Annotated in this window: 36 protein-coding genes; all 36 read left to right on the top strand. The window is 33.7% G+C overall.

Annotated elements, in window-relative coordinates:
• Window positions 1–473: 473 nt before the first annotated feature.
• The 36 genes from JJN12_RS12515 (at window position 474) to JJN12_RS12340 (ending at window position 26,246) form a co-directional block, all read left to right on the top strand.
• Window positions 474–1,061, top strand: coding sequence for an MBL fold metallo-hydrolase (locus JJN12_RS12515; protein WP_208430003.1), 588 nt, complete (start codon window positions 474–476; stop codon window positions 1,059–1,061).
• Between the two features lie 28 nt (window positions 1,062–1,089).
• On the top strand, window positions 1,090–1,587 hold the full coding sequence (locus tag JJN12_RS12510) for a GNAT family N-acetyltransferase (RefSeq protein WP_208430002.1): 498 nt from the start codon (window positions 1,090–1,092) through the stop codon (window positions 1,585–1,587).
• A 32-nt stretch (window positions 1,588–1,619) separates the two neighbouring features.
• A complete protein-coding gene (locus tag JJN12_RS12505; RefSeq protein ID WP_236013793.1) occupies window positions 1,620–2,201 on the top strand; it encodes a hypothetical protein in 582 nt (193 codons plus the stop codon).
• A gap of 14 nt (window positions 2,202–2,215) precedes the next feature.
• On the top strand, window positions 2,216–2,608 hold the full coding sequence (locus JJN12_RS12500; protein ID WP_208430001.1) for a hypothetical protein: 393 nt from the start codon (window positions 2,216–2,218) through the stop codon (window positions 2,606–2,608).
• Window positions 2,609–3,283: 675 nt separating this feature from the next.
• A complete protein-coding gene (locus tag JJN12_RS12495) occupies window positions 3,284–3,907 on the top strand; it encodes a DUF6630 family protein (protein WP_236013791.1) in 624 nt (207 codons plus the stop codon).
• An 854-nt stretch (window positions 3,908–4,761) separates the two neighbouring features.
• On the top strand, window positions 4,762–5,190 hold the full coding sequence (locus JJN12_RS12490; RefSeq protein ID WP_208430000.1) for a hypothetical protein: 429 nt from the start codon (window positions 4,762–4,764) through the stop codon (window positions 5,188–5,190).
• 53 nt (window positions 5,191–5,243) lie between these two features.
• A complete protein-coding gene (locus tag JJN12_RS12485) occupies window positions 5,244–5,447 on the top strand; it encodes a hypothetical protein (protein ID WP_208429999.1) in 204 nt (67 codons plus the stop codon).
• 34 nt (window positions 5,448–5,481) lie between these two features.
• Window positions 5,482–5,874, top strand: a complete 393-nt coding sequence (locus JJN12_RS12480) for a hypothetical protein (RefSeq protein WP_208429998.1) — start codon at window positions 5,482–5,484, stop codon at window positions 5,872–5,874.
• 245 nt (window positions 5,875–6,119) lie between these two features.
• On the top strand, window positions 6,120–6,932 hold the full coding sequence (locus JJN12_RS12475) for a DUF6630 family protein (RefSeq protein WP_208429997.1): 813 nt from the start codon (window positions 6,120–6,122) through the stop codon (window positions 6,930–6,932).
• A gap of 34 nt (window positions 6,933–6,966) precedes the next feature.
• Complete coding sequence (locus tag JJN12_RS12470) at window positions 6,967–7,788, top strand: alpha/beta fold hydrolase (RefSeq protein ID WP_208429996.1); 822 nt, start codon at window positions 6,967–6,969, stop codon at window positions 7,786–7,788.
• Between the two features lie 403 nt (window positions 7,789–8,191).
• A complete protein-coding gene (locus tag JJN12_RS12465) occupies window positions 8,192–8,695 on the top strand; it encodes a GNAT family N-acetyltransferase (RefSeq protein ID WP_208429995.1) in 504 nt (167 codons plus the stop codon).
• Between the two features lie 25 nt (window positions 8,696–8,720).
• Entirely contained in the window at window positions 8,721–9,563 is an 843-nt protein-coding gene (locus tag JJN12_RS12460) for a DUF6892 domain-containing protein (RefSeq protein WP_208429994.1), read from the top strand.
• A gap of 22 nt (window positions 9,564–9,585) precedes the next feature.
• The gene (locus JJN12_RS12455) at window positions 9,586–9,756 is read left to right on the top strand and encodes a hypothetical protein (RefSeq protein ID WP_236013961.1); all 171 of its coding nucleotides are present in this window, start codon (window positions 9,586–9,588) and stop codon (window positions 9,754–9,756) included.
• A gap of 169 nt (window positions 9,757–9,925) precedes the next feature.
• Complete coding sequence (locus JJN12_RS12450; RefSeq protein WP_208429992.1) at window positions 9,926–10,441, top strand: hypothetical protein; 516 nt, start codon at window positions 9,926–9,928, stop codon at window positions 10,439–10,441.
• A 4-nt stretch (window positions 10,442–10,445) separates the two neighbouring features.
• The gene (locus JJN12_RS12445; RefSeq protein ID WP_208429991.1) at window positions 10,446–10,784 is read left to right on the top strand and encodes an immunogenic protein; all 339 of its coding nucleotides are present in this window, start codon (window positions 10,446–10,448) and stop codon (window positions 10,782–10,784) included.
• Window positions 10,785–10,811: 27 nt separating this feature from the next.
• Complete coding sequence (locus JJN12_RS12440) at window positions 10,812–11,222, top strand: DUF6608 family protein (protein WP_208429990.1); 411 nt, start codon at window positions 10,812–10,814, stop codon at window positions 11,220–11,222.
• A gap of 141 nt (window positions 11,223–11,363) precedes the next feature.
• Window positions 11,364–11,777 carry a DMP19 family protein gene (locus JJN12_RS12435; RefSeq protein WP_208429989.1) on the top strand — a complete coding sequence of 138 codons (414 nt, stop codon included), beginning with the start codon at window positions 11,364–11,366 and terminating at the stop codon, window positions 11,775–11,777.
• A 134-nt stretch (window positions 11,778–11,911) separates the two neighbouring features.
• On the top strand, window positions 11,912–12,163 hold the full coding sequence (locus tag JJN12_RS12430) for a hypothetical protein (RefSeq protein WP_208429988.1): 252 nt from the start codon (window positions 11,912–11,914) through the stop codon (window positions 12,161–12,163).
• The gene (locus JJN12_RS12425) at window positions 12,163–12,390 is read left to right on the top strand and encodes a phosphohydrolase (protein WP_236013790.1); all 228 of its coding nucleotides are present in this window, start codon (window positions 12,163–12,165) and stop codon (window positions 12,388–12,390) included. The genes JJN12_RS12430 and JJN12_RS12425 overlap by 1 nt, the downstream gene beginning before the upstream one ends.
• 17 nt (window positions 12,391–12,407) lie before the next feature.
• On the top strand, window positions 12,408–13,184 hold the full coding sequence (locus tag JJN12_RS12420) for a leucine-rich repeat domain-containing protein (protein ID WP_208429987.1): 777 nt from the start codon (window positions 12,408–12,410) through the stop codon (window positions 13,182–13,184).
• 115 nt (window positions 13,185–13,299) lie between these two features.
• Window positions 13,300–13,758 carry a hypothetical protein gene (locus JJN12_RS12415; RefSeq protein ID WP_208429986.1) on the top strand — a complete coding sequence of 153 codons (459 nt, stop codon included), beginning with the start codon at window positions 13,300–13,302 and terminating at the stop codon, window positions 13,756–13,758.
• A gap of 53 nt (window positions 13,759–13,811) precedes the next feature.
• On the top strand, window positions 13,812–14,015 hold the full coding sequence (locus tag JJN12_RS12410; protein ID WP_208429985.1) for a hypothetical protein: 204 nt from the start codon (window positions 13,812–13,814) through the stop codon (window positions 14,013–14,015).
• A 34-nt stretch (window positions 14,016–14,049) separates the two neighbouring features.
• Window positions 14,050–14,382, top strand: coding sequence for a hypothetical protein (locus JJN12_RS12405; RefSeq protein ID WP_208429984.1), 333 nt, complete (start codon window positions 14,050–14,052; stop codon window positions 14,380–14,382).
• A gap of 31 nt (window positions 14,383–14,413) precedes the next feature.
• Window positions 14,414–14,797 carry a hypothetical protein gene (locus JJN12_RS12400; protein WP_236013789.1) on the top strand — a complete coding sequence of 128 codons (384 nt, stop codon included), beginning with the start codon at window positions 14,414–14,416 and terminating at the stop codon, window positions 14,795–14,797.
• 172 nt (window positions 14,798–14,969) lie between these two features.
• A complete protein-coding gene (locus tag JJN12_RS12395) occupies window positions 14,970–15,266 on the top strand; it encodes a hypothetical protein (RefSeq protein ID WP_208429983.1) in 297 nt (98 codons plus the stop codon).
• A gap of 74 nt (window positions 15,267–15,340) precedes the next feature.
• A complete protein-coding gene (locus JJN12_RS12390; protein ID WP_208429982.1) occupies window positions 15,341–15,688 on the top strand; it encodes a hypothetical protein in 348 nt (115 codons plus the stop codon).
• 21 nt (window positions 15,689–15,709) lie between these two features.
• Window positions 15,710–16,561, top strand: coding sequence for a DUF2262 domain-containing protein (locus JJN12_RS12385; protein WP_208429981.1), 852 nt, complete (start codon window positions 15,710–15,712; stop codon window positions 16,559–16,561).
• 37 nt (window positions 16,562–16,598) lie between these two features.
• Window positions 16,599–17,360, top strand: coding sequence for a class I SAM-dependent methyltransferase (locus tag JJN12_RS12380; protein ID WP_208429980.1), 762 nt, complete (start codon window positions 16,599–16,601; stop codon window positions 17,358–17,360).
• A gap of 129 nt (window positions 17,361–17,489) precedes the next feature.
• Complete coding sequence (locus JJN12_RS12375) at window positions 17,490–17,900, top strand: hypothetical protein (RefSeq protein ID WP_208429979.1); 411 nt, start codon at window positions 17,490–17,492, stop codon at window positions 17,898–17,900.
• A 135-nt stretch (window positions 17,901–18,035) separates the two neighbouring features.
• Entirely contained in the window at window positions 18,036–19,100 is a 1,065-nt protein-coding gene (locus tag JJN12_RS12370; RefSeq protein WP_208429978.1) for an ankyrin repeat domain-containing protein, read from the top strand.
• A gap of 16 nt (window positions 19,101–19,116) precedes the next feature.
• The gene (locus tag JJN12_RS12365) at window positions 19,117–20,193 is read left to right on the top strand and encodes an ankyrin repeat domain-containing protein (protein WP_208429977.1); all 1,077 of its coding nucleotides are present in this window, start codon (window positions 19,117–19,119) and stop codon (window positions 20,191–20,193) included.
• Window positions 20,194–20,212: 19 nt separating this feature from the next.
• The gene (locus tag JJN12_RS12360) at window positions 20,213–20,803 is read left to right on the top strand and encodes an SMI1/KNR4 family protein (RefSeq protein WP_208429976.1); all 591 of its coding nucleotides are present in this window, start codon (window positions 20,213–20,215) and stop codon (window positions 20,801–20,803) included.
• A gap of 150 nt (window positions 20,804–20,953) precedes the next feature.
• Window positions 20,954–22,372: an ATP-binding protein gene (locus JJN12_RS12355; protein ID WP_208429975.1), complete on the top strand. Its 1,419-nt coding sequence runs from the start codon at window positions 20,954–20,956 to the stop codon at window positions 22,370–22,372.
• A gap of 17 nt (window positions 22,373–22,389) precedes the next feature.
• The gene (locus tag JJN12_RS12350) at window positions 22,390–22,782 is read left to right on the top strand and encodes a DUF1294 domain-containing protein (protein ID WP_236013788.1); all 393 of its coding nucleotides are present in this window, start codon (window positions 22,390–22,392) and stop codon (window positions 22,780–22,782) included.
• 234 nt (window positions 22,783–23,016) lie between these two features.
• On the top strand, window positions 23,017–24,765 hold the full coding sequence (locus JJN12_RS12345; protein ID WP_208429974.1) for a sensor histidine kinase: 1,749 nt from the start codon (window positions 23,017–23,019) through the stop codon (window positions 24,763–24,765).
• A complete protein-coding gene (locus JJN12_RS12340; protein WP_208429973.1) occupies window positions 24,762–26,246 on the top strand; it encodes a response regulator transcription factor in 1,485 nt (494 codons plus the stop codon). Before JJN12_RS12345 ends, JJN12_RS12340 begins: the two co-directional genes overlap by 4 nt.
• Window positions 26,247–26,330: the final 84 nt, after the last annotated feature.

Genomic DNA, 26,330 nt, shown 5'->3' with positions numbered 1-26,330 from the left:
GATAAATGTCCAGACTCGCTCCGGCATCCGCTTCGCTACGCCTAACGCGCTCGCTTAGGCATTATCAGTTTTTGCTGTCATCCGTTATCTTACCACACAGTGACGCTCCGAATGATAACATTTCAGACTCGCTCCGGCATCCGCTTCGCTCCGCCTAATGCGCTCGCTTAGAATTTATCATTCGTAGCTGGTACCGTAAATCTATACAAATAATAACTAGAATACCAAATTAAAGACAGCCACTCCCACCAGCCCCCATGTGGCTGATGCGTTTGTTTGCAATCATTCATCAATTAAACAGCCGGAACTAATAATGCCTAAGCGAGCGCATCAGGTTTTTCGTCAACAAAGCCAGATTACAACAGCATCTTACAGAAAAACCGTAGCGAGTCTGGACATTTATTAGTGAAGGCGTCACTGAGTGTAGCAAACAAACACATTAGCTCAACAAATTAGAAATTCGGGAGGTGAGCATGATTATTAAATTGAGATATGGAAATACAAATACTTTCTTAATAAATGGAGAAAATTGTTATCTACTTTTTGATACAGACTATGCAGGTACAATTCAGGCATTTTATAAGGAATTAAAAAAGAATAAAATTAAACTGAATGATATCAAATATTTATTAGCTTCTCACTACCATCCTGACCACATCGGCTTAGTTAGTGAGTTAATGAAACAGGGTGTGGAACTACTATTAGTTGATACACAGTATCCATATATTCATTTTTCGGATTATATTTTTAATAGGGACAATAAGGTGAAATATGAACCAATAGATGCTGATAAGGCCAAGATTTTAAGTGAAAAGAATAGCAGAGAAATTCTTAAGTGTATAGGAATTGATGGAGAAGTTATTTGTACAACAAGCCATAGTCTTGATAGTATTTCTCTGATTCTTGACGATGGTAACTGTTTTGTAGGGGACTTAGAACCTTTTGAATATCTTGATGCATACGAAGATAATAGCAAATTAAAGGAAGATTGGGAACTTATAATGAGCTATAACCCTAAAACAATTTACTATGCTCATGCTAATGAAAAAAATATACGATAGACAAGAGATACTCAGATAAGGAGAAACAATGGAAATAAGATATATTGATTCGTCTGATGACAAAATGAAAATTAGCAAAATAATGGAGGATAGTTGGAAATATGCTTATAGAGGTATCATTCCACAGGAATTTCTAGATAAAATTCCAAGAGGACATTGGAGTAACAGATTGGGAAGTCCTGGCTTGTACACTATGGTATGCATTAAAGATGGTGAGTATATCGGGACTGCAAGTTTTGGTAGAGCAAGAATTGATAATTGCAGTGATTTTGGAGAAATAATTTCAATTTATTTGTTGCCTGAATATATAGGCAAAGGTTATGGAATAAAAATAATGGATTCAGTAATAAATGAATTAAGAATACATGAATATAAAGAGGTTATTCTTTATGTTCTTGAAGAAAATACCAGAGCCAGGAAGTTCTATGAAAGGTATGGATTTGAACTTTGCAATGATGATAAAGAAGTGATAATTGGTGGCAAGAAATTAACAGCTGTAAGATATGCCATACGAGATATACAATAATAGAAAGCCAAGTAGTTAGTCGGAGGACTATTATGTTAGATAAAGTAAACAACGATATATCAAAACAAAGAAAATATATGGATTGGAATAATATGTTAATACATTTGGAAGCCTTATATGTTTTAGACAATGCATTAACTGAGCCAGAAGATGATGACTTGAGATTGATACGGAAGTACGAGACTGATAATATGATAAAGTATATTGTTGATAATGGTGCAGGAGATAAGTTAACAGTATTATTTACAGAAACTGCAGTGCTAATAAAAGGCTTTGCTCATGAAAATAGTCTTAATCAGTTTGCTGCTGGTGAATGGAATCAGGGCATTATTGATATGATGTATGATGGCTTAGACGAGAAAATGAAAAATATGTTTACAGATGATGAGAGACAGGAAACTACTTTTTTTATTTGGTATGACGGCGAAGTTCATCAAAATCAGATAGAAGGAAATGATGGAGGACGCTGGTTACTCGGATATGCTTTCGGTACTTATGAGAGATTCGAGGAGTTTGCGACAGACTATTATGATATGGTATTTGACAATGACTTACTTAGAAAATTATACACTTATTCAGCTTTGTCAGAATTAGAATTGTCAAAACTGATATAGGGGGTGTAGATAAAATGGCTGTAACACTGTATGTTCACTTGAATGAAGAACAAAATTACAAATTTGATCTTAAGAAATTTAATGAAGATATTGATGCAAAATATCCCGGCACTAATATTGAAGTAAGTAATACTGCCAGAACTTATGACATTTGCTGGGAGAACTATTCAGAACCATATCAATTTGAACTCAGAATGGATAGAAATCGCTGTACATTTGCAATCGAGTATTTTAATTCTGATAAAGATTTATACGAGTTTGCAAGATTCATAGCTTGGCTTAGAACTTATTTTGATGAAGATAAGAATGTGATATTGCTATATGAGACAGATTGCACTCAGTTGGATTTATCTTGTGATAGGACAATTGATGATATAAGGATATGGCTTGAAGAAACTTTTGGTTAATTTCTTATGTGATAGTAAGGATAGAATAATTAGAACAATAAAATGTTTCACGTGAAACATTTTAATTTCATAGACATTTGCAAAGATTTCTTTATAGATAAAAAAAGAGGGTATCTTATAATAAAATAAACTTAAGACAATATTCGACTTCAAAAATATATGGGACTACTGTATAATATGTTTAACGAACAATAAGTAAGTTGAATGACAAAACAGGGAAACTTCGTATTGTAAGTGTTTGTATAATGCTGTTTGCTATTAACTTGATTTTTGACTTTAAAAACATTATTTATTTTAACCAAGTAAGCTCAACATTAGTTATATGGATAGATATATAGCATTTAAGCTATCTATATTTTAGAGCTGTGAAAAGCTGAAAAGACTTTTGTATGCTAGAAGCTTATATACATTTGTAGATATTTTGGTGAAATAATAGAGGTTGAATAATAAAAATGTTTCACGTGAAACATTGGAAATGAGGTTAGTATGAGCATTTATAATTGGCTTCAAAGAAAATTGCTTGGGACATATGTAGAATGGTAGATTAAAAATCCAAATTCTAATCATAAAGAGTTTCATATTGATGGTATTAATAACACACTAAAAGCTATGAAGGATGGATATATTTACTATACAGAGATACGTCCGCCTTATGCGATAAAAGGCTGCACCTCAATGAAGGCAGTTGTAGCAAAAAATAAAGATTATGTGAATTTATACCTTGAAATAAACGGTAAAAAATACTGTATATATGACTTAGGATATGAAGATGCGATAAAAATAATGAGAACTTTTATGCAAAAAGAGACTCTTCCTGATGAAAAAAGCTATGTAGAAGTTGTGGACGATGAGAATGAAAAGATGCAGAAAGCATTTGTTGAATTAACAGAACTATTATTAGGAAATACTAAACATACAAAGCAATTTCTTAAGAAAGTAAAGCCTGAGAATGAAGAAGACATGGAAGATGCCTGGCTTGAACTTTATGAAGAGTTGTTGCGAAAAGGTATAGCAATAGAACTTGACTGGAAAGTAAGAAAAGATGATTTTATGAACGCAATTAAAAAACTAAGTAAAGGTATTGAACTTGAGATAGATGGTGAGATATTGGATAGTGAGGAAGATGTTCCCAGATGGGGCAAAATCATCAATTCAATCTGGAAGGATTATGTTTTATCAGATATGGATGTGGGGAGTGACAGCTATGTATTGATGATACTTACTAAAGAAGATTTTATAAAGGCTAAGGAGCTGGCAAGAGAGATATTAAATAGGATAGCAGTTGTTGAAGAAACGTAAAAATGAAGAACAGCAAGATAGGCGAGAATGGGTTATTTGATGGCTTAAAGAAAACAAAGGTAAGAAATTAAACTGCTTGTAATTTGTGATAAGATGTTTTATGATGTGGTAGTATATTTGATATTTAAATGTTTCACGTGAAACATTTTAGTATTAATATTAAATGTAATTGATTTCTGATGCAAAATAAATGATTGACTGTGATTCAAGTTAGATTTTATTTTAATGACAAATTCTAAGTTGTAGGGCTGATGTGTTGTTTGACTTACTAAGTCACGCCTTCGCGGATAGCATACCAGCTAAGCAATTGCTAAAAATATAAGTGCATAATATTTCGATTAGCCAATAAAGTGACGCCTTCACTAATAAATGTCCAGACTCGCTCCGGTTTTTCTGAACGAAGCTGTTTTAGAATAGTTCTGTTGACGAAAAACCTAATGCGCTCGCTTAGGCATTATTAGTTCCGGCTGTTGAACTGAAATCTAAGTGAATAGTCCTATTTATATAAGAGCTGTAAACAATTGGTGAAATATGCGATATTATCAGCTCAGGCTGTTTGATTGATAAGGCGGCACAAACAAACATATCAGCCGCATGGGGGCAGGTGGGGGTGGCTGTCTTTAATTTGGTATTCGGGTTGTTATTTGCATAAATTTAAGGTATCAGCTACGAATGATAAATTCTAAGCGAGCGCATTAGGCGTAGCGAAGCGGATGCCGGAGCGAGTCTGAAATGTTATCATTCGTAGCGCCACTTAGTTTAGATTATATAACTCGACAAATTAGAATTTGTTTGGTGCTTGGTATATAATTATGAGTGAGAAATTTACTTAACTATCAGGAGGTATAAGAAGTATGCTGCTAGACGATGAAAGATATGAAGCCATTATAAATTATGGTAAGGAGGCTATAAATAAGCTAAATGCTAACGAATTAGAAGAAGGTTTTGATTTAGCTGAACAAGGGTGGAAGGCATTTCCGGAATCAGGAGCAAAGTGGAATCAGGGCTACAACTATGCTAAGATGTTTTTTGGACGTGCGCTTCAAAATAACAATCTGAATTTTGCTAAACTTTGGTTAGATAGAATGACAGAGAATAATGACACTTTACATTTGTTTGATTTTGAAATTGATCATATGAAAGCAAAATATGAATTTGAAGCCGGAAATATGGATGAAGCTTTTCAAATATGGAATAATCTTGTCAAACAAAAAGGGGTTAAGTATAGATACTTCGAATATGACGATCCAAAATACTTGGAATTTTACAAGTCAAAAAAATAAAATAAGAGTCTAAGTCAATGCAATAAGGCAAATCAAAAAATAGAGGGAAATATATGTTAAAAGAAAAATCTATGTCAAAGCAGGAAAAGTATATGGACTGGGATAATATGCATTCAAGCCTAGAAGCCTTGTTTGTTTTAGACAATGCTTTAACTGAGCTGGAAGATGAAAGGAGTTTGCTACAGACTACTATGATATTGAATTTGATAATGATTTACTTAGGCAATTATATACTTGTTCCAATTTGTCAGAATTAGAATTGTCAAAGCTAATACAGGGGGTATAGATAAAATGGCTGTAACACTGTATGTTCACTTGAATGAAGAACAGAATTACAAATTTGATCTTAAGAAATTTAATGAAGATATTGATGCAAAATATCCCGGCACTAATATTGAAGTAAGTAATACTGCCAGAACTTTTGACATTTGCTGGGAGAACTATTCAGAATCATATCAATTTGAATTGAGAATGGATAGAAATCGCTGTACATTTGCAATAGAATACTTTAATTCTGATGACGAGTTATACGAGTTTGCAAGATTCATAGCTTGGCTTAGAAGATATTTTGATGAAGATAAGAAAGTGATATTGCTTTATGAGACGGATTGTTCACAGCTTAATTTATCCTGCGATAAGACAATTAATGATATAAAGAAATGGCTAGAAGAAACTTTTGGTTAAGCTATATTTGATAGAGGGGAGAGTATAGCTTTAGTCTGGCTTATTTTAGTATCATAAGAACTATAAAATGTTTCACGTGAAACATTTTAATTCAAATACAATTGCTATTGATAAAATTATCGATAGACAAAACTCAGAAAAGCTTACTTATGTAAAAACTATATTTACAATTGTAGGCATTATAGTGAAATAAAAGAAATTTAAAATATAAATGTTTCACGTGAAACATTTTTGGGGAGGTTGTTATGAGTATTTATAATTGGATTCAAAGAAAATTGCTTGGGACATATGTAGAATGGTGGATTAAAAATCCAAATTCTAATCATAAAGAGTTTCATATTGATGGTATTAATAATACACTAAAAGCTATGAAGGATGGATATATTTACTATACAGAGATACGTCCGCCTCATGCGATAAAAGGCTGCACCTCAATGAAGGCAGTTGTAGCAAAAAATAAAGATTATGTGAATTTATACCTTGAAATAAACGGTAAAAAATACTGTATATATGACTTAGGCTATGAAGATGCGATAAAAATAATGAGAACTTTTATGCAAAAAGAGACTCTTCCTGATGAAAAAAGCTATGTAGAAGTTGTGGACGATGAGAATGAAAAGATGCATAAAGCATTTGTTGAATTAACAGAACTATTATTAGGAAATACTAAACATACAAAGCAATTTCTTAAGAAAGTAAAGCCTGAGAATGAAGAAGACATGGAAGATGCCTGGCTTGAACTTTATGAAGAGTTATTGAAAAAGGGTAGAGCAATTGAACTTGACTGGAAAATAAGAAAAGATGATTTTATGATTGCTGTAAATAAACTAAGTACAGGACTAGAGCTTGAAGTAAACGAAGAAATATTGGATAGCGATGAAGATATTCCAAGGTGGGGCAAAATAATTAACACTCAATGGACTGACTATGTTTTATCTGCAATGGATGTGGGTAGTGACAGCTATGTATTGATGATACTTAGTAAAGATAATTTTATAAAGGCTAAGGAACTGGCAAAGGAGATATTACAAAGGATAGCTGTTATAGAGGAAATGTAATTTATGTTTAAAAGATGTAAGGGAGGGTATGAGTATGCTGGAAAAAAAGCTAGAAACTTCGTTAGGAGTAATTCATTATTGGGTAAATAACCCTAATAAACAATTAGAAATTACTCTTATATTTTTGCCTGGACTCACTGCTGATCATCGATTGTTTGATAAACAGATAGAATATTTTGAGGATAAGTTTAGAGTATTGGTTTGGGATGCACCAGGACATGCATCATCATATCCTTTTAAACTCGATTTTGATTTGTTTGATGAAGCAAAATGGCTGAATGAAATATTGATAAAGGAATGTATTGATATGCCTATATTAATTGGTCAATCAATGGGTGGATATTTAGGACAGGTTTACGCAGAATTATTTCCTGAAAAGCTAAAGGGTCTTGTTACAATTGATTCGCCCTCGCTTCAAAGGAAGTATTATACTGCAATAGAGTTATGGTTGCTAAAAATTGTGGAGCCAATTTATAGGATTTATCCTTGGAAAAAACTATTAAAGGAAGGTGCAAAAGGTGTATCAACTACTGAATATGGAAGAAAGTTAATGTTTGATATGATGATGGTTTATGATGGAAATAAAAAAAGGTACTCTCGTCTTGCCGGACATGGCTATAAAATTTTAGCAAGTGCAGTAGAAAAGAATTTAGCATATGATATAAAATGTCCTTATATTATAATATGTGGAAAAGAAGATCGTGCAGGATCTTGTGTTAGATATTTAAAATCATTTGAGAAAAATACAGGAAAGAGTGTTGAATGGATTGATAATGCAGGTCATAATTCCAATACAGACAAACCTCAGATAGTAAATGAATTGATTAATGAGTTTGTAAATAAGAGTGTTGTATAAATTCTAAGTTGTATGGCTGATGTGTTGTTAACTTACTAAGTCACGCCTTCACTAATAAATGTCCAGACTCGCTACGGTTTTTCTGTAAGATGCTGTTGTAATATGGCTTTGTTGACGAAAAACCTGATGCGCTCGCTTAGGCATTATTAGTTCCGGCTGTTTAATTGATAAGTCAGCAAAAACAAACACATCAGCCACATGTGGGCATGGGGGGCTGTCTTTCATCTGGTATTCGGGTTGTTATTTTCATAAGTTTAAGGTATCAGCTACGAATGATAAATTCTAAGCGAGCGCATTAGGCGAAGCGAAGCGGATGCCGGAGCGAGTCTGAAATGTTATCATTCGGAGCGTCACTTAGGTTAGATTATATAACTCGACAAAATTAGAATTTGCGGAGGTATTTATGTTTGATTTTAGTATACTATCTACAAAATACAAAGTCAAAAAAATGGGAGAAGAGGATGCTCCAATTATTTTTAATTTGTTATCCGGAAATCCATTATATTTTGAGTATTGTCCACCAAAACCAAGCATCGAATCTGTACTCAATGATTTGAGGGCACTACCACCGGGGAAGAGCTTAATAGATAAGTTTTATCTGGGATTTTTTAATGATAATCAGCTAGTGGCAGTGATGGATTATATCGTATCTTTCCCACAAGAGGATACCATTTTCATAGGATTATTTATGGTGGATATTAAAGAGTCCGGGAAAGGAATAGGCAGTTCTATAATTGATGAAGCCTTAAATGTTTTTAAGCGAGAAGGATATGTAAAAGTGAGGCTTGCCTATATGAAGGGAAACCCACAAAGCAGTAGATTTTGGCAGAAATGCGGGTTTGTTGAGACCGGAATTGAAAAGGAAAATGAACATGGAGTAGCTGTAGTTTTAGAGAAAATAATTTGAATTATAATATCAAAGGAGAAGGCTAATGACAAAAGAAGAGAGAGCAGAAACGTGGTTTAGAGGTATCCAAGATTCTGAATTAATCAGTATCGAAGAAAAGATGGATATATGTGACAAGGCAGCAAGGGAGATGATGACTGAATTTTTTTGGATGTCAGCATTGGGTTGTATTTCGCTGTTAGTGATGTGTGGTAAAATGATATTTGATTTTATAGTAGGATTAATTAATTACATTTCTGGAGAAAATGCCGGAAAAAATTATTATATTGGTATTGTATATATAGGAGTGGTTATAGTCTTTTTAGTTATAATATATCCTTTAATATCTGCTATTTTAGATAAGAATAAATATATCAAATCTGAAGCAGAAAAAATTATTAAGGCTATAGAAAAAAACAAGGCGAATGAGAAATATAGTGAAGATTTTTATAATAATATGGAAGAAGGCTATCTACAGTTTGACAATTTTAATTTTAAGCTTGCAATCATCCAAGAGTTGATGTATGACATAAATGTATTACAGCCTGAGTTTGATATTTATGAATTTGCAAAAGAGTATAAGGGTGAAGAGATTGACACAGAAAGTGAAACTGTAATTGAACCTGCACTTGAGTATTTTAAGAATTTGCAGATACCTAAGAGCTTAGCAAAAGAAGTCGGATCATTTTACATGGATGGTGGTAATGAAGTGTATATGAATATCATTCCGCTGTGGGACGGCGAAGACGGATATTTTGATTTGAACGATGTAAGCCTCACGGAGCTTAGACAATTTCCAAATCTAACTGAAGCAACAATTCTGACGGATGATTTTGATAAAATAAAGAAGATATTCGATGCAGCAGGTATCAAGGTGGAATTATTATAATACAAGAAATAGTGAGGTAACGATGGATTATATAAAAGAGTATTCAAACGTAGAATTTGAAATTTTGACAGAAGGATATTTTGGATATTCTACAACTTATACAGGATGGATTTGGGCAGAAGGAAAAGAGCCTGTGTCTGCAATTATGTATATTTGGAATAACGGCAATATGGTTTATCGTATAAACTTCTAATTTGTCGAGTTATATAAACTAACCTAAGTGACGCTCCGAATGATAGCATTTCAGACTCGCTCCGGCATCCGCTTCGCTCCGCCTAAGCGAGAGCTTAGAATTTATCATTAGGAGCTGTCGTGAAACATTTATATATAAAACATCATTTTATGAATAAAAGGAGAGAAAAATGTTAACCAATTTATCATTAATAGGAGGTTCAGATGGACCAACAAGCATATTTCTGGCAGGTAAAATGAATTTTGGTTGGATGAATGTATTTGGGCTGATAATTATAGTTTTATTTCTTATTCCAAATATTATTTACAGGGTTAAAGTAAAAAATTATCAAAAGCTGTATGCCAATAAGTTTATGAAAATTTTAGGACAAATTGGTCAATATGGTTGTATGTTTCTTATGGTATTTGATTTTGGAATGGGTGAGTTGGGATTTGGCTCTATTGAGGCATTCTTGGTTTATGCTTTTGGAAATATTATTTTGCTGATTTTTTATTGGATACTGTGGATGTTATATTTTATCAAGGAAGCATATTGGAAAAAGATTACATTGGCAGTGATAGGCACTTGTCTGTTTCTGTTAAGTGGAATAACAATGATGTACACTCTTTTGATTATATTTGGTATAATATTTGGAATAGGACATATATACATTGTAAGTAAAAATAAGCCAAAATTAAAGGAGTAAATCTATGAAAAGAGTTATTATATTATTAACCTGCCTGATTTTAATATTTAATATAACAGGCTGTAAAAAAGAAGTTGTTGTAAAGAATACAATAGAAGGAAGCCGCAAAACCTATAGTGAAATGAGTGATGGTAGTTGGACTTGTGGTAATTATACATATAAAAATTGTCTTGAAATAAGTGGTAGAATACCTAATGCTGCTGTAGACACGACCTTTGTATATCTAAGTAATCTTAAAGAGATAACATTTGAACAGGCATGGAATGCTTCTGGTCTTAGCAGTAATATGAACGATTATTTTTCTTTGGAAGATGCTGTACTTGTGGATGTTAAAGACGAATGAAAAATTTAATTTTATGGAGGAAGAGTAATGAAATCTATATGGAACAGTTGGCTAAAGCAGGCGGTTTTTCTTTATTCCGCGTTATACACATTTGCGACAATCTCTAATAGCGTGTTATATCTTTTAAATGGATATTACGAAGATCCTAATGGAAATTGGCATGAATTGGATAGAGCTATAATTGTATTTATTATCACCCTTGCATATATCTTGGTTAAAACTTTGAAGCTTAGAAATTATTGGTTAAAGGCTCTCGTGGTATATGTTCCTACACTACTGCTAGTGTTTGTCTATATTTGGGTAACAGGGATTAGGGAACCGCTTGCAGCCAATGCATATAGAGATATATTCATAAATTATACGATAGGTTATACGGCTGCTTCTGTAGTTGGATGGTTTAAAACTTTCATTAAGCGTAAGAATATAGAAAACAATTAGTTCCAATCAAGTTGTAAATAAGTGTAAGATTAGATTATCGAAAAAGAATATTATGTGGATTTATGTGGATAAATTGATTAGAGAGTAAATCAAAAATCAGTAAGTATTTAAAAGTGGCTTAGTTGTAGGGAGAAACATAGGATGAATTTTATAGACAAAGCATTTGCACAAAACTTAAAAGGTGATGATTTCTTGCAGGCAATGGCAGATATTTATTCAGAGCCGGAAGTGTATAAAGAGTTAAAAAAATATCCACGCTTTGTTGCAGACATAATTACTATTATTGATTATGATACTGCATTGCAAATAGATGGCTTGGATGATGTTATAAGTGGTAATTTAAGTAATAGGTATAAGGAAATCATAAATGCTCTTGAGAATTGTGGTGCAAAAGATGAAGCAGATGTTCTAAAAAAGGCTAAAGAATTATATATTTTGGATGACGGTAGTTATGATAAGGAGTATAATAATCTTAGCAGCCGGCTTGCTTTAAATAATGATTATGATAGATTTTGGGATATGGTAAGAGCTTATATTGACAGAAATTTAAGCTGATTAATTTATTGGGAGAGTTCGAGGAATAATATGATTTATGTTCATCATTATGCAAAGAACAAAGACAGTTTTTTTACTGAAAATAACCAATGTACTGTAAAGGGGTGCAACTGTAAGGGAGACGGTTATTAAAAATGAAAAATATAGACATAATATATAAAGGTCAAAGCCTAACTCTAACCAGATTTTGGGGTAACAAAAAGCTCTGTTTGTGGATTAAAAATCCGAATCAGAGAGATATGCCTAAAATGGAATTTGTCGGGGGATATCCTGATGAATGGTGTATTTTCATAGAGAATTTGACAGAAGAGGAAAAAGGACAGATTATGGATGTAAACGGAGAACTTTTGGATGTAGACAGTATATTAGAAAGCGAAGATATATAATGAAGATGGAAATAGGGAAGACTTATATTGTTAAAAAAGATATTTTTGATTTTATAAAAGGAGAAATCGTAGTATTAGAAGATAAAGGTTATCAAGCTTACTATGGTGAGCATAATTTTGTTTTCGTTAACGAAGAAAACCAAAGAAAGTGGCTGGTATTGCGGGATAACGAGGAGGATGATAAGAAGTTATATTATAATTTGGAAGAGTATTTCGAAGAAAAATGAAGATTAGGAGAGTAAAGATGCCTGTTTTAAGCCAAAAGCAAATTGAATATGGATTTGACTATTTTCATAAAGATGAACCACAGAAAAAGTCAGTAATAGAAGTTTCTGAGTATAATGGTGAGAGTGAACTTATAATAAACTGCACACAGTTAGGTGATAGCTTTACACCTCAGTATAAGAGCGCAAAAGAGAAAAAGCGTGTATTACAGGAGTGGTGTGACTTTTTAAGGAACAATAAGACGGCCTTTACAGAGCTGTCATTTTGTACAAGGATGCCTCAAGAATTATTTGATGCAGTTTGTGAGCAGGAAAATCTAATAAGTCTTGATGTTAAATGGGGTGTATATCCCGACATTTCAAAGCTTGCCAACCTCACTAAGCTTCGTTACCTGTCTTTAGGTTCAGGTGCAGGTGTAAGCAGTATAGAGCCTATTTCAAAGTTAAACAGCTTAGTAGCTCTATCAGTTGAAAATTTCCAAAAAATCGTGGATTACAGTCCGTTTGCCATGCTTAAAAACCTGGAGAGTCTTTCTATTTGTGGAGACGGACTTGGACCTAAGTACATTCAGGTAGATTCTCTGGACTTTTTAACTCGGATGAAACAGCTTAGATTCTTTTCTTTTTTAATGGCTAGACTTAAAAGCAAGGACTATACTCCGGTTTTAAGCCTTGAAAATGTGGAATATCTAAGCCTTAGACCATGCAAGGAGACAAAAAAACTCTACAATGATATAATTAAACTACCAAAGTTAAAATATGGATTAATAGTAAAAAAGCCTGAATTATATGTATAACAAGATGAGCTTGAATAAAACAAAGGATGTAACAAGTGAAATATTTAATATTAGGATGATATTATTAGAACTATAATTACACAGATATTTGCAGGCAGATAAAAGGAGACTGATTATGCTTAAAATAGGAGATAAATATTCATTTGAAGTAAGTTACGCTGATAGGCAGAGCTGTCTGATGTTCTTTAAGGAAGATGATTCCTCGTCTTGGTCATTGGATATTGGCTTTTGCGAAGGAGATTTTGGTGATGAAAGTGTAGCGCCTGCTATATGCATTAATCCGATAGATACAGATAAAAATTCAGTAGAAGAATTGGTGGGAGAAAGATTTGAAGTAACCACAGTAAAAGAGTGCGATGAGAGAGAAGATACATTTTATATTTTTGAATCTGAACCAATGGTTTCATACGAGGTAGAAGTCTTTGAAATAAAGGATAGCAAGGCTCATATCCGCTGCCGTGGTATAATGATAGTGGATGGGTATTCTGATCCTTATGAAGAGGAAAAATTTGAGATAGACTGTCTGGTGCCTATTATTGAATCTGCTAGTGACTGGGCAAAATTTGAGAATTGATAGAATTTTTATACTATGGTTTAGAAACTAAAAGAACTTAGAAAGGCGGCATTATGAGCAAGTTAAGAGAAAAGACTTTGGTTACAACAAGAGAAGAGGTAACAAGTGAGTATCCGTTTTATGGTGACCTGCCTATGATATATTTAGGTGAGATAGCCAATATGAAGGAGCATGGAATATTTATAGGCAAATCGGGTAAATGTTATTTTGGGTATCATATTTCTAATTTTAGAGAATTAAGCGAAGAAGAAGTATAACAATACTAACAGAAAATATTTGAAGGGGGTTATAATGAATAATCAGATAGATTTTGTACTTCCTGCTTTATATGATAAGTTTTTATCAGAAATGGGAGAGGATGGAGAATTTATAATAGAGGACAGCGGTATCACCTTATATTCAAAGGCGGATTTGGTAGAAAGAAATACCACTTATCAGATAGAGGAATGGGAGCCTGATTACCTTATGATTGGGCAGGACGGTGATTTGGCTTTCTTTATAAAAAAAGATTCTGATGATACTATTTATATGAATGATTTGGGAGCTTTGGGTTTGATTGAAATGAAGCGTACATCCTCAGATGTGTATGAGTTTGTTAAACATTCAGGTGAGGATTTTGATTAGGGTGTAAATGATGTTGAAAGTAGGGAATATAATGAAATGTTCAAAGTACACAAGTTTGAAAAATGAAATAACACATCAATTATTTGATAATACTCTTGAAAATGTATTAAACGAAATATACGCTAAATCTCTGGAATTTGGAGATAACATTTGTACACCGGTAGGCGAAATTGTTAAAAACCTTTATCCTAATATTTCAAACGAAGATAAGATTAATCTTGCTGATTATATTGAGCAAACCAAGGATTCCATAGAAAAGTATTTTTATGACAACTATGATTATAAAAATGAAGGAACAAATGTGGAATTACAGTATAAAGGGGAGCAGTGGATTAAAGAAAACTACTGTTGGATGAATAGTGAAAATATTAAGCGTGCTGTCAGCCAGGGAATGTATTATGCTTGGCATGGATAATAACTGCCGATATGAATGATTATTCAAATGTACCGGATATTCCTGAAAATTATAATCGTTTTGAAATTGTTTGAGATTGATTGGTTTGATTTTAGTTGTATAAAGTAGAAAAAATAGTTATAATTAAGGAAAAGAAATAATTATATTAGGGATAGGGAAAGGATGTGGCATTATGGTAACAACAGAAACTATAACCATTGAAGTTCCGGTAGGAATGTCAAAATATCTGGAAGTTATAGATCCTAAGTCAGAGCTTACAAGAAATGCTTTGTTGCTATATCCATATATATTAAATCAAACAATATCACATGGTCGTGCAGCAGAAATTCTTGGAATTAGAAAGTCAGAATTGATTGCTCTGTATGATAAGCTAGGCTATTCTTATTTTGATATAATTCAGGATGACCTAGACGATGAACTGAACTCCTTTAGAGAGCTCAAAAAGAAGGATTATAACTTTAATACATAGTAGGTAGTCAATAAGATTGCCTGCTATGATTTTAGGGATAATTATAAATCGTTTGAAACTAAGTGGAGGAAAGAATGGAATTTGACGAAAGCTTGCAGCAATATACTTACAGTTATGAAGACTTGATTTTTGCCTGGGATGAGGAGCCTACAGAGGAATATATAAATAAGGTGAAAGCTTTAGCAAAGAATTATAAAGATAATTTTGATAGAATAATTGACTTTATCTTGCCTGACCTTAGGGAAATGTACGGAGATGTAAGCAAAGAAGATGTGAAGAATAGTCTTGGGAAACCTATCATAGACTATAATCGGGGAACGGTGAGCTATTGTGACCAGACCTTTGATGACTGGCATATATTTGAGTTTGAATTTTTAGATGAAAAATTTGAAAAAATAGAGCATTTTTCAGTTGATGGTTAATAGATTTATCGGAGGAAAGCTATGGAACTACTAGAGTATATGAGAAAAAGAAATAAAATGACAATCTCAGAGTGGGAAGATACTTTTGAGAAAGAAGAAAGAGAGATTATTATTCTAAGACATGAAGGTGGTGGTGGAAGTCTTAGAAACGGTTTTTGGGACTGGGAGGCTTATTTTTTAGCCTATGTGGACTGTAAAACAGGTGAACTGCATAAGGAGGAAGGGCGGATAGCATTTCCTGTCACAGACACAGAAAATCTGCCATATCAATTTGAAGATGAAACCATTTACAGATTAAAGGTACGTGAAAAGCTACCAGAGGAAGTTCCAAATGGTGCACTGCCGATAAAAAACTTGTTTTTGGTTGTGGAAGTTCTTGAAAAAAACGTAGCTTGTCCGGAACTTGAAGAAATACTTACAGAGTATAGAAAGCCGATAATTTTGCAAGATGATGTCTTGGGAGAGCTTACTTATGATAAGCAGCTTAAAAGCTTTGAGGGAAATCTGTCTTGGCTTGGTGGCAGGATACATATATCTTTATATGTAGACAGGGATAATAAGAGCGGTATAACAAAGGCTAAAAAGGCTATAAAAACAATGGTTTTGGAACAGGAAAAATGGGACATGGACCTGCGTAGTTTTGCGGCAAAGAAGCTTACAAAACTTGCCTGTGAATGGGCAGAATCTGATGAAGAAGCTGCTTTAATTACAGAAGAAAGCTTTGCAAAGAGAATTAGCTTAAGCTTAATATGGGTGACATCGGGAGGTTCATTTACAGCTTATCTTGATGATGATGACCTTTTCTTTGGACATAGCATAGCAGTTAATGGAAGCCCTAAGAAGGGGCTCTTGTCAGCTGATATTGAGGGATAAAACATATACTGATATTTTGGGTAGTGAAAGGAGAAAAATGGAAAAACAAGCACTTATAAATCAATGGTTGCTTGAGCAGGAAATAGCGCATATTAAGGGTTGGGATTTCTCACATATTAGAGGAAGATATAAAGAAGAGGATGATCTCCCTTGGGATTTTGAAAACATTATAAAATCCTATTTGAATGATACAGATTATTTATTGGACATGGAAACAGGAGGTGGCGAATTTCTTTTGTCTTTTATGGCAAACGCTAAATGTACTGCTGCGATTGAAGGGTATGAACCAAACATTAAAATATGTGAGGACAGACTTCTTCCTTTAGGAATAGATTTTAAAGCATGTGACGGAGGAGATATTCTTCCTTTTGAAGATAACTACTTTGACATTATTACTAACAGGCATGGTCAATATAACATAAACGAAATTAAAAGAACTCTTAAAAGTGGAGGAGTATTTCTTACGCAACAAGTCGGTGCAGAAAATGACAGAGAACTTGTAGAACTTTTGATAGGTGATGTTGAAATTCCTTTTCCGGAAGCATATTTAAGTATTGCAAGACAGAAATTTGCTGATAACGGATTTGACATTGTGGAAGCAGATGAAGTCTACAGACCGATAGAGTTTTATGATGTAGGTGCATTGGTTTGGTTTGCCAGAATTATTGATTGGGAATTTCCGGGTTTTGAAGTGGAGAAATATCAGGATAACCTTTTTAAGGCACAGGAAATTCTTGATAAAGAAGGTGTAATTAAGGGGAAAATTCATAGATATTATTTTGTGGCTAAAAAGAAATAATAAATTTATGAAGAGGTTGATTATTCCGGATTAGTCTGCGGAACTGAGTTTTATATAATGGAAGGACAAAATAAAGTTGGAGAGGGAATTATAGATGAAATTATTTAATCCAAGTATAAGGAGGACGCAATGGAAGAATTTATAGTAGCTGAGGAGGGCATTCCTTACAATATTGGTTGTAAAGGGGCAACGATAGCATATTATGGAAGTGAGATAGAATTTCACTATGAAACTGTACCTCCACATGGAGATGAAATATTCTCTGCAAAATTGCCACTGCTTAATGTTAATCTTCCATTTTGGATGTATGGGAGAAATCTTATATTTTTAGACGCATATTATATGCTCGCAGAAACTGTAGAGAAGGGTACTTGGGATCCTATAACGAGCAGGCTCATCAACATACATACGGGAGAATATGTGGGCCTTGGCGATTGGTATAATAATGTGAAAGTTAAAGAAAATGAAGTTGAATTAAAAAATGATTATAGCGGGAAATCAATGATATTAAAAAATGTTAAAGAACTGAAATGGAGTTAAAATATTAAAATAACAATAATTTTGTAAGTAGAAATCGATGTTTTATGCTAATGAAATGTATATTATAACTTATACCTGATAAAGGATATAAAGGATGTATTACAAATGATTTAAATAAAACGAAGGAGAAGAATAATGGCTAAGAAAAGAGTTACCCTGCCAAAAGACTTTGATGAATTGCTTAAAGCGGGAGATATTGAAGCACTTAAAGCTGTCTATGATAAATGTGAGCTTACTGCCTATGATGGAAGATTCGGTCTGCACACTGCACTTCATTACAAGGGTATACCTGACGAGCTTGTTATCTGGCTCGTTAAGCAGGGCCTTGATGTAAATATACCTGATTATTATGGCTGCACACCTTTGTACAGTCAGGCAACCTTTGGCATGGATACAGTAAAACTGCTTTATGAGCTGGGAGGAGATATACAAAAGCCAGATAGATATGGAAATACGCCGCTTCATATGGCAGCAGAGTATTTCCGTCCTAATACAGTACGCTTTTTGATTGAAAAGGGTGCAGATGTCAATGCTAAAAATGAAAGAGGCGAAACTCCTTTACTAGCCGCTCTTACAGTGTGCGGAGGAATAAGGGTAGTGCCTATGGCCCAAATAGCAGAAATGTTAATAAAGGCAGGTGTAGAAATTACGCCTGAGATGGCAGAAAAAGTAGAAATAATCGGTAAGGATTTTGAATTCCACAGGGATAACTTTAGTGAAGCTTCCTGTGAAGATGTAGATACAGCCCTGTCAAAGCTCTACAATATCTTTGGTGCAAAGCCTGTGGCAAAAAGAATAATACATGACGGCGTTTCTCCTATTCTTGTAAAGGGGAGCACTTGGAAAGAGCAGTATAATGAGCTTTGGGATTTACTAATTCCATCTACAGGAGCCGCAAAAACGGTGCAGGGAGAGGTTATCCGCATAACAGGCAGGGTGGACGATGAAATTAATAGAAACGGTGGAATAAACTGGGATAGGAGTTATAGAAATATGCTAAATTCGCTGCCGGTTCATTTTGCAGAAGGAAATGCGCTGACAGAGAAGGAGATAGAAGAGAGTAAGGTGCTTATTTCAAAGATATATGGAAAAGGGTTGGCTGAAGACTCTGTAATCACCAGATTATGTGAGCTTGCAGTCCGCTGGGTAATCTTAAATCCTAATCCGCTGCCACTCGGGGAAATAAATTACAGCAGATAAAACGATAGGAGATTTTATGGTGAAAATAAAAGACATTGGAGATTTTGAGTCTGTTCCCGCCATTGTAAATGACATTTTGCAGGGAAATACCGAGGCTTTAGATGAGTATTTATCAGAGGGCTTTGATATAGAAGAGGATATAAAACTCGGTAAATATACAAGACTTTCCCCCTTAGGCCTTGCCCTGATTATGGAAAGCTTTGATTCTGTAAAGTGGCTGGTGGAAAAGGGAGCAAATCTGAATGTAAAAGGTAATCCTTCATTCTTACTTGCAGTGAGGTACTGCGATGAAGAGATTATCAGGTATCTTGTTGAAGAGGGTGCGAAGATAAATGTTGTAAATGCTGTAAAGTCAGAGGCTTTTAGTCAGGCTTTATATGGACATAAATATGAGAATCTTCCTCTTATTCACAAGCTTGGCCACAGTGTAGAAAAGTACGGTGGAGAGGCCTTTAGAAGTGCTGTAGATGATGGGAATTATGAGGTGCTTGATTTTTTCATTAAAAACGGAGTTGATATTAACTACAATGCCCCTGACTCAGTATATCCGTTTAAGCCTACTCCGCTTTGTGTGGCTGCCAGATACGTGGATCTTAAAATGTGCAAATATCTTGTGGAAAATGGAGCAGATGTGACAATTACGGAAAAAGACGGTATGCGTCCGTACAGCATAGCAGTCGAAAAAGGCGATGAGGAAATGGCCGCATATTTTAAGGAGTTAGAGCCTGAAGAGTTTCATAGCCTACATAACAAATTAGATGAGCTAAAGCCATTTAAGCTTCCTAAGACAGTAATGGATTTTCTTCAAGGTGAAGAACTGCATTTTGAACTTAAAGACTGTGATTTTAAATGGATTGAGTTTTTCTCTCTGACGGATACGATACCTATGAAGAAAGGCAGAGCCAAGTTTCTTCGTATATCAAAGTCTACAGGAGATTATGACCATATCTGCATTGTGTGGAATCCTAAAACCAAGAAGGTAGCTTTTTATGATGAGGAACATGAGGAAATGAAGGATATGTGCGATTTCTCTGAATTTATAAATGATATGCCGTTATATATGCAAAACATAGTTGAGGGAGAATACGAATAAATATTACAAGGGTGAAACTATGAAGATAGATGATAAATTAAAAAAGATAGCAGACTACATTTGCGAGAATTTTGAGGATTTGGATATGGATGACCCTGTAGAAGAGGGTTATATAGATGATTATGTAGAAATCTGTGGTGCAACAGATGAAGAGATAAAGAACTTTGAGGAGAAGTTTGGCATAAGCCTGCCAGAGGATGTGAAAGAGCTTTACAGATATAAAAATGGAAGTAAGTTTTTTAGCATCCTTCCTTGTGTCATTGATAAAAGGGATATGGCCTTCAACCTTATGAGCCTTCAGGCGATGGAGAAGTCAAAGGGATATTTCCAAAATAAGGATGCACTTTTAACAGATTTTCCTGATTATTTTACTAAAGAAGATATTGAGAAAATGAAGGATGAAAGGATAAAGCCTTATCTTTTCAATAAAAAATGGTTTCCTTTTGCTGAGTACTGTGACAGCTGCTATCTTATGCTTGACTTTGACCCGGGGGTAGAGGGAAAAGAAGGGCAGATTATCTGCTACATCCATGATCCTGATGAGGTGGTGTACGTGACAGGAAGTCTTACAGAGTTGGTTGAAAATATCATGGAGGAGATTGAGTCCTGAACTCTAAAGGCGTGATTCCAAACTGCTTTTTGCATCGTGGGATAATGTGAGAGATAGCCGCATGGGCTTGAAGAATATGAAAAAACATGATATATTTAGTTCAAATTGATTTTAATAAAACTGATTTGAACTAAATACGAGGGTACAGATATGTTTATAGGAAGAGAGAAGGAATTAGCTTATTTAGATGAATTTTACAGGAAACCGGGAGTTGGCCTTACTGTAATATATGGTCGTAGGCGTATAGGTAAATCTACCTTAATCACGGAATTTGTAAAAGATAAAAAAGTGATTTTTTATACTGCAACCAAGGTTGGTAAGGAGAGAAATCTGGAGTTATTTTCAAAGCAGGTAACAGAGATGTTCTTTGAAGGCATCGAAAATATCAGCTTTCATACAGATGAGGCTGTATTTGACTTTATTGACAGGAATATGACAGAGGAAAGACTACTACTGGTAATAGATGAGCTGTCTTATTGGGCTGAAAAAGATGAAGCTCTGCTTTCTGTCTTACAGAAGTATATCGATACAGTATGGAAGGATAAAAATCTGAAAATAATACTCTGTGGTTCTGCGTTAAGCTTTATGGAGAATAAGGTACTTAGTGAAAAGAGTCCGCTGTTTGGCAGAAGAGATTCACAGATTAAACTGGAAGCTTTTGATTATCTTGATTCAGCAAAATTTGTCCCTGACTATTCATATGAAGATAAAGCAGTATGCTATGGAATCACAGGAGGGGTTGCAAAGTATTTATCAATGATTGATCCATCAAAAAATATTGATGAAAATATAATAAGCCTGTTCTTTAGAACAAATGGATATATGTATGATGAAACCAGAAACCTGCTGATACAGGAATTTTCAGATATAACGCTTGTTAATAACATAATCGAGCAGATTGCATCAGGCAGCAATACCATTAATGTGATAGCTAATAAGATAGGTGAGAAGGAGCCAACCATTTTGTACTCCATCGAAAAATTAATAGCTGTTGGCTTGGTGGAAAAGAAAAAATGCATCACCGAAGAAAAGAACAAGAAAAAAACGCAATATGTCTTGAAAGACTATATGTTTAAGTTTTGGTATAAATTTATCCCTAAGGCCGTTAGCGTGATAGAGATGGGGCAGGGAGAATTGTATTATAATAAGGTGGTTAAACCTACTATACACACATATATGGGACAGGTATTTGAAGATATGTGTAAATACTATACTTTGAAGCAGGGAATTACAGGAAGTTTTGATTGCTTTATTACTACAGTAGGCAGCTGGTGGGGAACGGAGACAGTAATAACTGATAATGGTGAGAAAGTGGTACAATCCGCGGATATTGATGTGGTCGCACTCTCAGAACTTGAAAAAAAAGCAGTAATAGGTGAGTGTAAATTTAAGAATGAGAAAGTAGATAAAGCTATATATGACACTTTACTGCGGAGAATGAAAGTTATATCTGCAAAATATAAAGTAGTAAAACTAATTTTATTCTCTCTATCAGGCTTTACAGATTGGTTTGACACTCTTAGTGATGAAAAGCTTGAACTAATAACACTTAAAGATATTTATCACTGATAAGTAGGGGGATAAGCATGAATATGATGTCTAGGGTATTTCTAATCTGTGTGCTAATAATTCAGATTATAGCCATGCTATTTATCAAGGGCTTCCATGGAGAAGAGATAAATATTGCCTTCTGGGAGTTTTTTGGCAGGAATAAAATTCTTATGATTTATTTGGGAATTATAAATGTTATTACCTTTTTAGCCTTTGCTATTGATAAGCTTCACGCTATAAAAGGCAAGAGACGAATAAGGATAATTACACTACTGGGGCTTGCCTTTGTAGGAGGTTCGGCAGGCGCTTTGCTAGGAATGTACACTTTAAGGCATAAGACTAAGGTATACTATTTCACTGTAGGAGTACCGCTTATTATGATAATGCAGGCAGTGGTGGTGTTTTTCGTGATGAATATTAGAGGGTGATGCTAATATAAAAGCAGACACTTTATAACAAATAATAATTGTCTGAACAAGTGAAAATAATTGAATAAATGATTTAACAAGCTTAAAGTAAATGCAAAATAACGAAATTTAGTAGTAAAATAATGGCATTTATAGTATAATTGACCTATCTAATAGAGATAGGTCTTTTTGTTTGACATCTGGACAAAAGACTGTATAGATATGTAAATGCTATATGGAAATGGGGTGTTTTCTATGCAAATTTACAAGCTATTTATGGGGAAAAAGCATAACACAATAGGCAAACAAATTATAGGAATTATATTTTTCACAATCATTTGTCCAAGTATTATTTTTTATTGGGTTGTAGTAAAAAAATATTCAGATGATTTACTACAATCTGCTATTAAGGATAGACAGAATTTGTTGACGGCTATCAATAGAAGTCTGTCTCTGCAATTCGATATAACCAAAGAACTCTCAATGATGATTTATTATGACAAATCTGTAAAGGAATATATTGACAATGGAGATTATAGCAGTATACCCAATAATGTAAAGGAGTCATTAGAATCAATAACGAATTCATATATATCCGTAGATAGTATCTTGTTGTGTTTTAAGGATAATGTCTATACTTATGGAAAAACATTCACAAATTTAAATGAGATTAGGTTAAAGTATGAAGGAGATATTATTAAGAGAAAAGGGAAAAGCATATGGCTGCCAACAACGATTATGCAGGGTGCTTTTGCTAGGAAGCCGAAAGATTATATATTATCACGTGCTGTTAACTCAAAGGATGGTATGGTAGCAATTATGTATATGTTTTTTTCAAGTGATTCTTTACAAAAGATAATTGCCAATCCACTATTAAATAAGGGAGGGAGTTCATTTTATTTGTTGTCATCAGAAGGGCAGGTAGTAGTATCCAAGTCAGAAAAGGAGATAGGAAAGAAAGTTAATATCAAACTACCTAAGGAAAATTTTGATGGTAATGAAGGACATTTTTTTATTAAAGATGATAGTGGAAGTGAACGACTTATTTCATATGCCAAAATGACCGATCCACATTGGATAAGCGTAATTATTGATAAAAAAAGTGAAATACTTTTTGATGTTAATAATATAACTAAATTAGCTGTGATTTTTACAGTATTTTACTTAGCTGTGATATTGCTAGGAAACATCGGGATATATATTTTTATCATTCGTCCAATAACAAGGCTTAGTGAAGGTATGGATAAAGTTGGTAATCAGGAGTTTAGTAAGCTCAAAATACCTTACGGAGGAAACGAAATCAAATATTTGACCGAAAGATTCAACCAGATGTCAGGAAAAATTAGAGAACTAATCCTAAGGGTACGAGAAGAAGAGGCAGAGAAAAATGAGCAAAGACTTAAGGTACTGTATATGCAAATTGGACCTCACTTTTTATATAATACCTTAAATTCTATTAAATGGTTAGCCGTGCTTAACAAGCAGGATACAATCAGGCAAATGATAGAATCAGTTATGAAAATAATGAACGGAGTAACTTATGAAAGTGCACAAGACATGATTACTATTGAACATGAGCTTAAACTCCTTGATAGCTATATTTATATTCAAAAAGTTAGATTTATGGGTTTTGATGTATATTATGATGTTCCTGAGGAGATATTGAATTACAAAATAGACAGATTTATACTACAACCTTTTGTAGAGAACAGTATTTTGCATGGAATTAGGGATATGCAAGCAGGAGGAGCGATACGCATTGTAATTAGACTACACGATGAGAAGAGTCTACAAGTAGACATCTATGATAATGGTAAAGGGATTGAGAAGAATGAAGAGATAAATTGGTCTCGAGAGAGAAAGGATTCTATAGGAATTAAAAATGTAAGAGAAAGAATATATCTTCATTATGGTAATAACTATGGTGTTGTAGTGGAAAATAATCCGGATAAAGGAGTACATGTAAAATTAAGCCTACCAGCTATTAGAAAGGAGGCAGAATGATTAATGTTGTGATTGTTGAAGATGAGAATCTGGTGCGATTGGGGATAAAGGCATGCATAGAAGCGGATGATAATTTCGTGGTGTCAGGAGCATTTGCAACAGCCGAAGAGGCAGAGGAGCAAATAGAAAAAATACCTGTGGATATTTTGCTTACAGACATAAGGTTGCCAAAAAAATCAGGATTAGAATTAATGAGGGATATAAGGGAAAAGATTCCAAGAGCTTTGTTCATTGTTCTAAGCTGTTATGAGGACTTTAGTTATGCACAAAAGGCCATAGAATATGGTGCAGTAAGATATCTTCTTAAACACGACTTAGATGAAACAAAACTTCCATTAATTATTTCTGAATTAATTGCAGGAAGAGAAATATCAAGTGTATCGCAGAAAATCGAAGACCCAAATGACCTTGATATATACATTAACAAGACACTTAGCGATAATGTGCCTCATAGAATTTTGCTGTTTAGATTTATAAAATTTTCAGATACGGACCAAAGAGCACTTGAAGCAAATCTTGATATGGAGCTTGCACGTTGTATGATTCAGGAACAATTGGATATTTATAAGTTAGGTAAAGCATTTTTATATATGAGTGAAGAGTTGATTGCTGTTGTGAAAGAGGAGAAGCCACAAGAAATTGATGATTTTCTAGGCAATGTCAGAACGCAAATAAAAATGTATACAAATAGCGATTGTTTTATTGGAGTATCTGATTATATAAAAACTAAAGATGTAAAGGAGATGGTTTTTAAGGCAAGATCCAGATTACAAAGTGCATTTTATTATGAAACAGGTAGAGCAATTTATGATGATATTATGGCACAGGATTGCCCACAGCTTAAATTTAATAAAGAAGATGCATGGAGTGGAAAGTGGTTTGACGACACAATAAAGGATATCAAAAGATTTACTGCCTTATGTAGAAAAATAAAGCCGAAGCCGGATGAAGTGTTTGAAGTATCAATGAGATTTATTCAGGAAATGATTTTTTATGGTGAAAATTATTATGGTTTGAAGCGGGAAGAAATTTTTATTGATAGTATTAATCCAACATATGCAAAGATACATCAGTTCTATTCAATTAATGATCTTGAAATATGGATTATAAATATGGTAGAAGTTATGGTTAAGCATGTTAGGCGCAGACTAGATATACATTATAAGATTAAACGGTTTTTAGATGAACACTATATGGATGAACTGGCACAGACAGAAGTGGCAGCACAATTTAAAATGGGTGCAACATATTTTAGCTCATATTTTAAACATGTTTTTGGAATCAACTATATTTCTTATTTGAACCGAATAAGAATTGATAAAGCAAAAATTTTATTGGCAACTACTAATGATTCAGCGGAAAAGGTAGGTACTATGGTAGGTATTACAAATGTTAACTATTTTTTTAGATTATTTAAAAAGTTGGAAGGGTGTACAGTTGATGAGTATAGGAGAAAATACAATGAAGATATAATTTTGTGAATAAAAACTATAAAAAAATGACTATAGAGAAATGAAACATTAAAAATGATTATAAAATATGAACAAAATAATAAATAATTGCAT

The sequence above is a fragment of the Catonella massiliensis genome (assembly GCF_016651435.1).
Lineage (GTDB): Bacteria > Bacillota > Clostridia > Lachnospirales > Lachnospiraceae > Catonella > Catonella massiliensis.
This window is presented reverse-complemented; position numbering and strand designations above follow the sequence as displayed.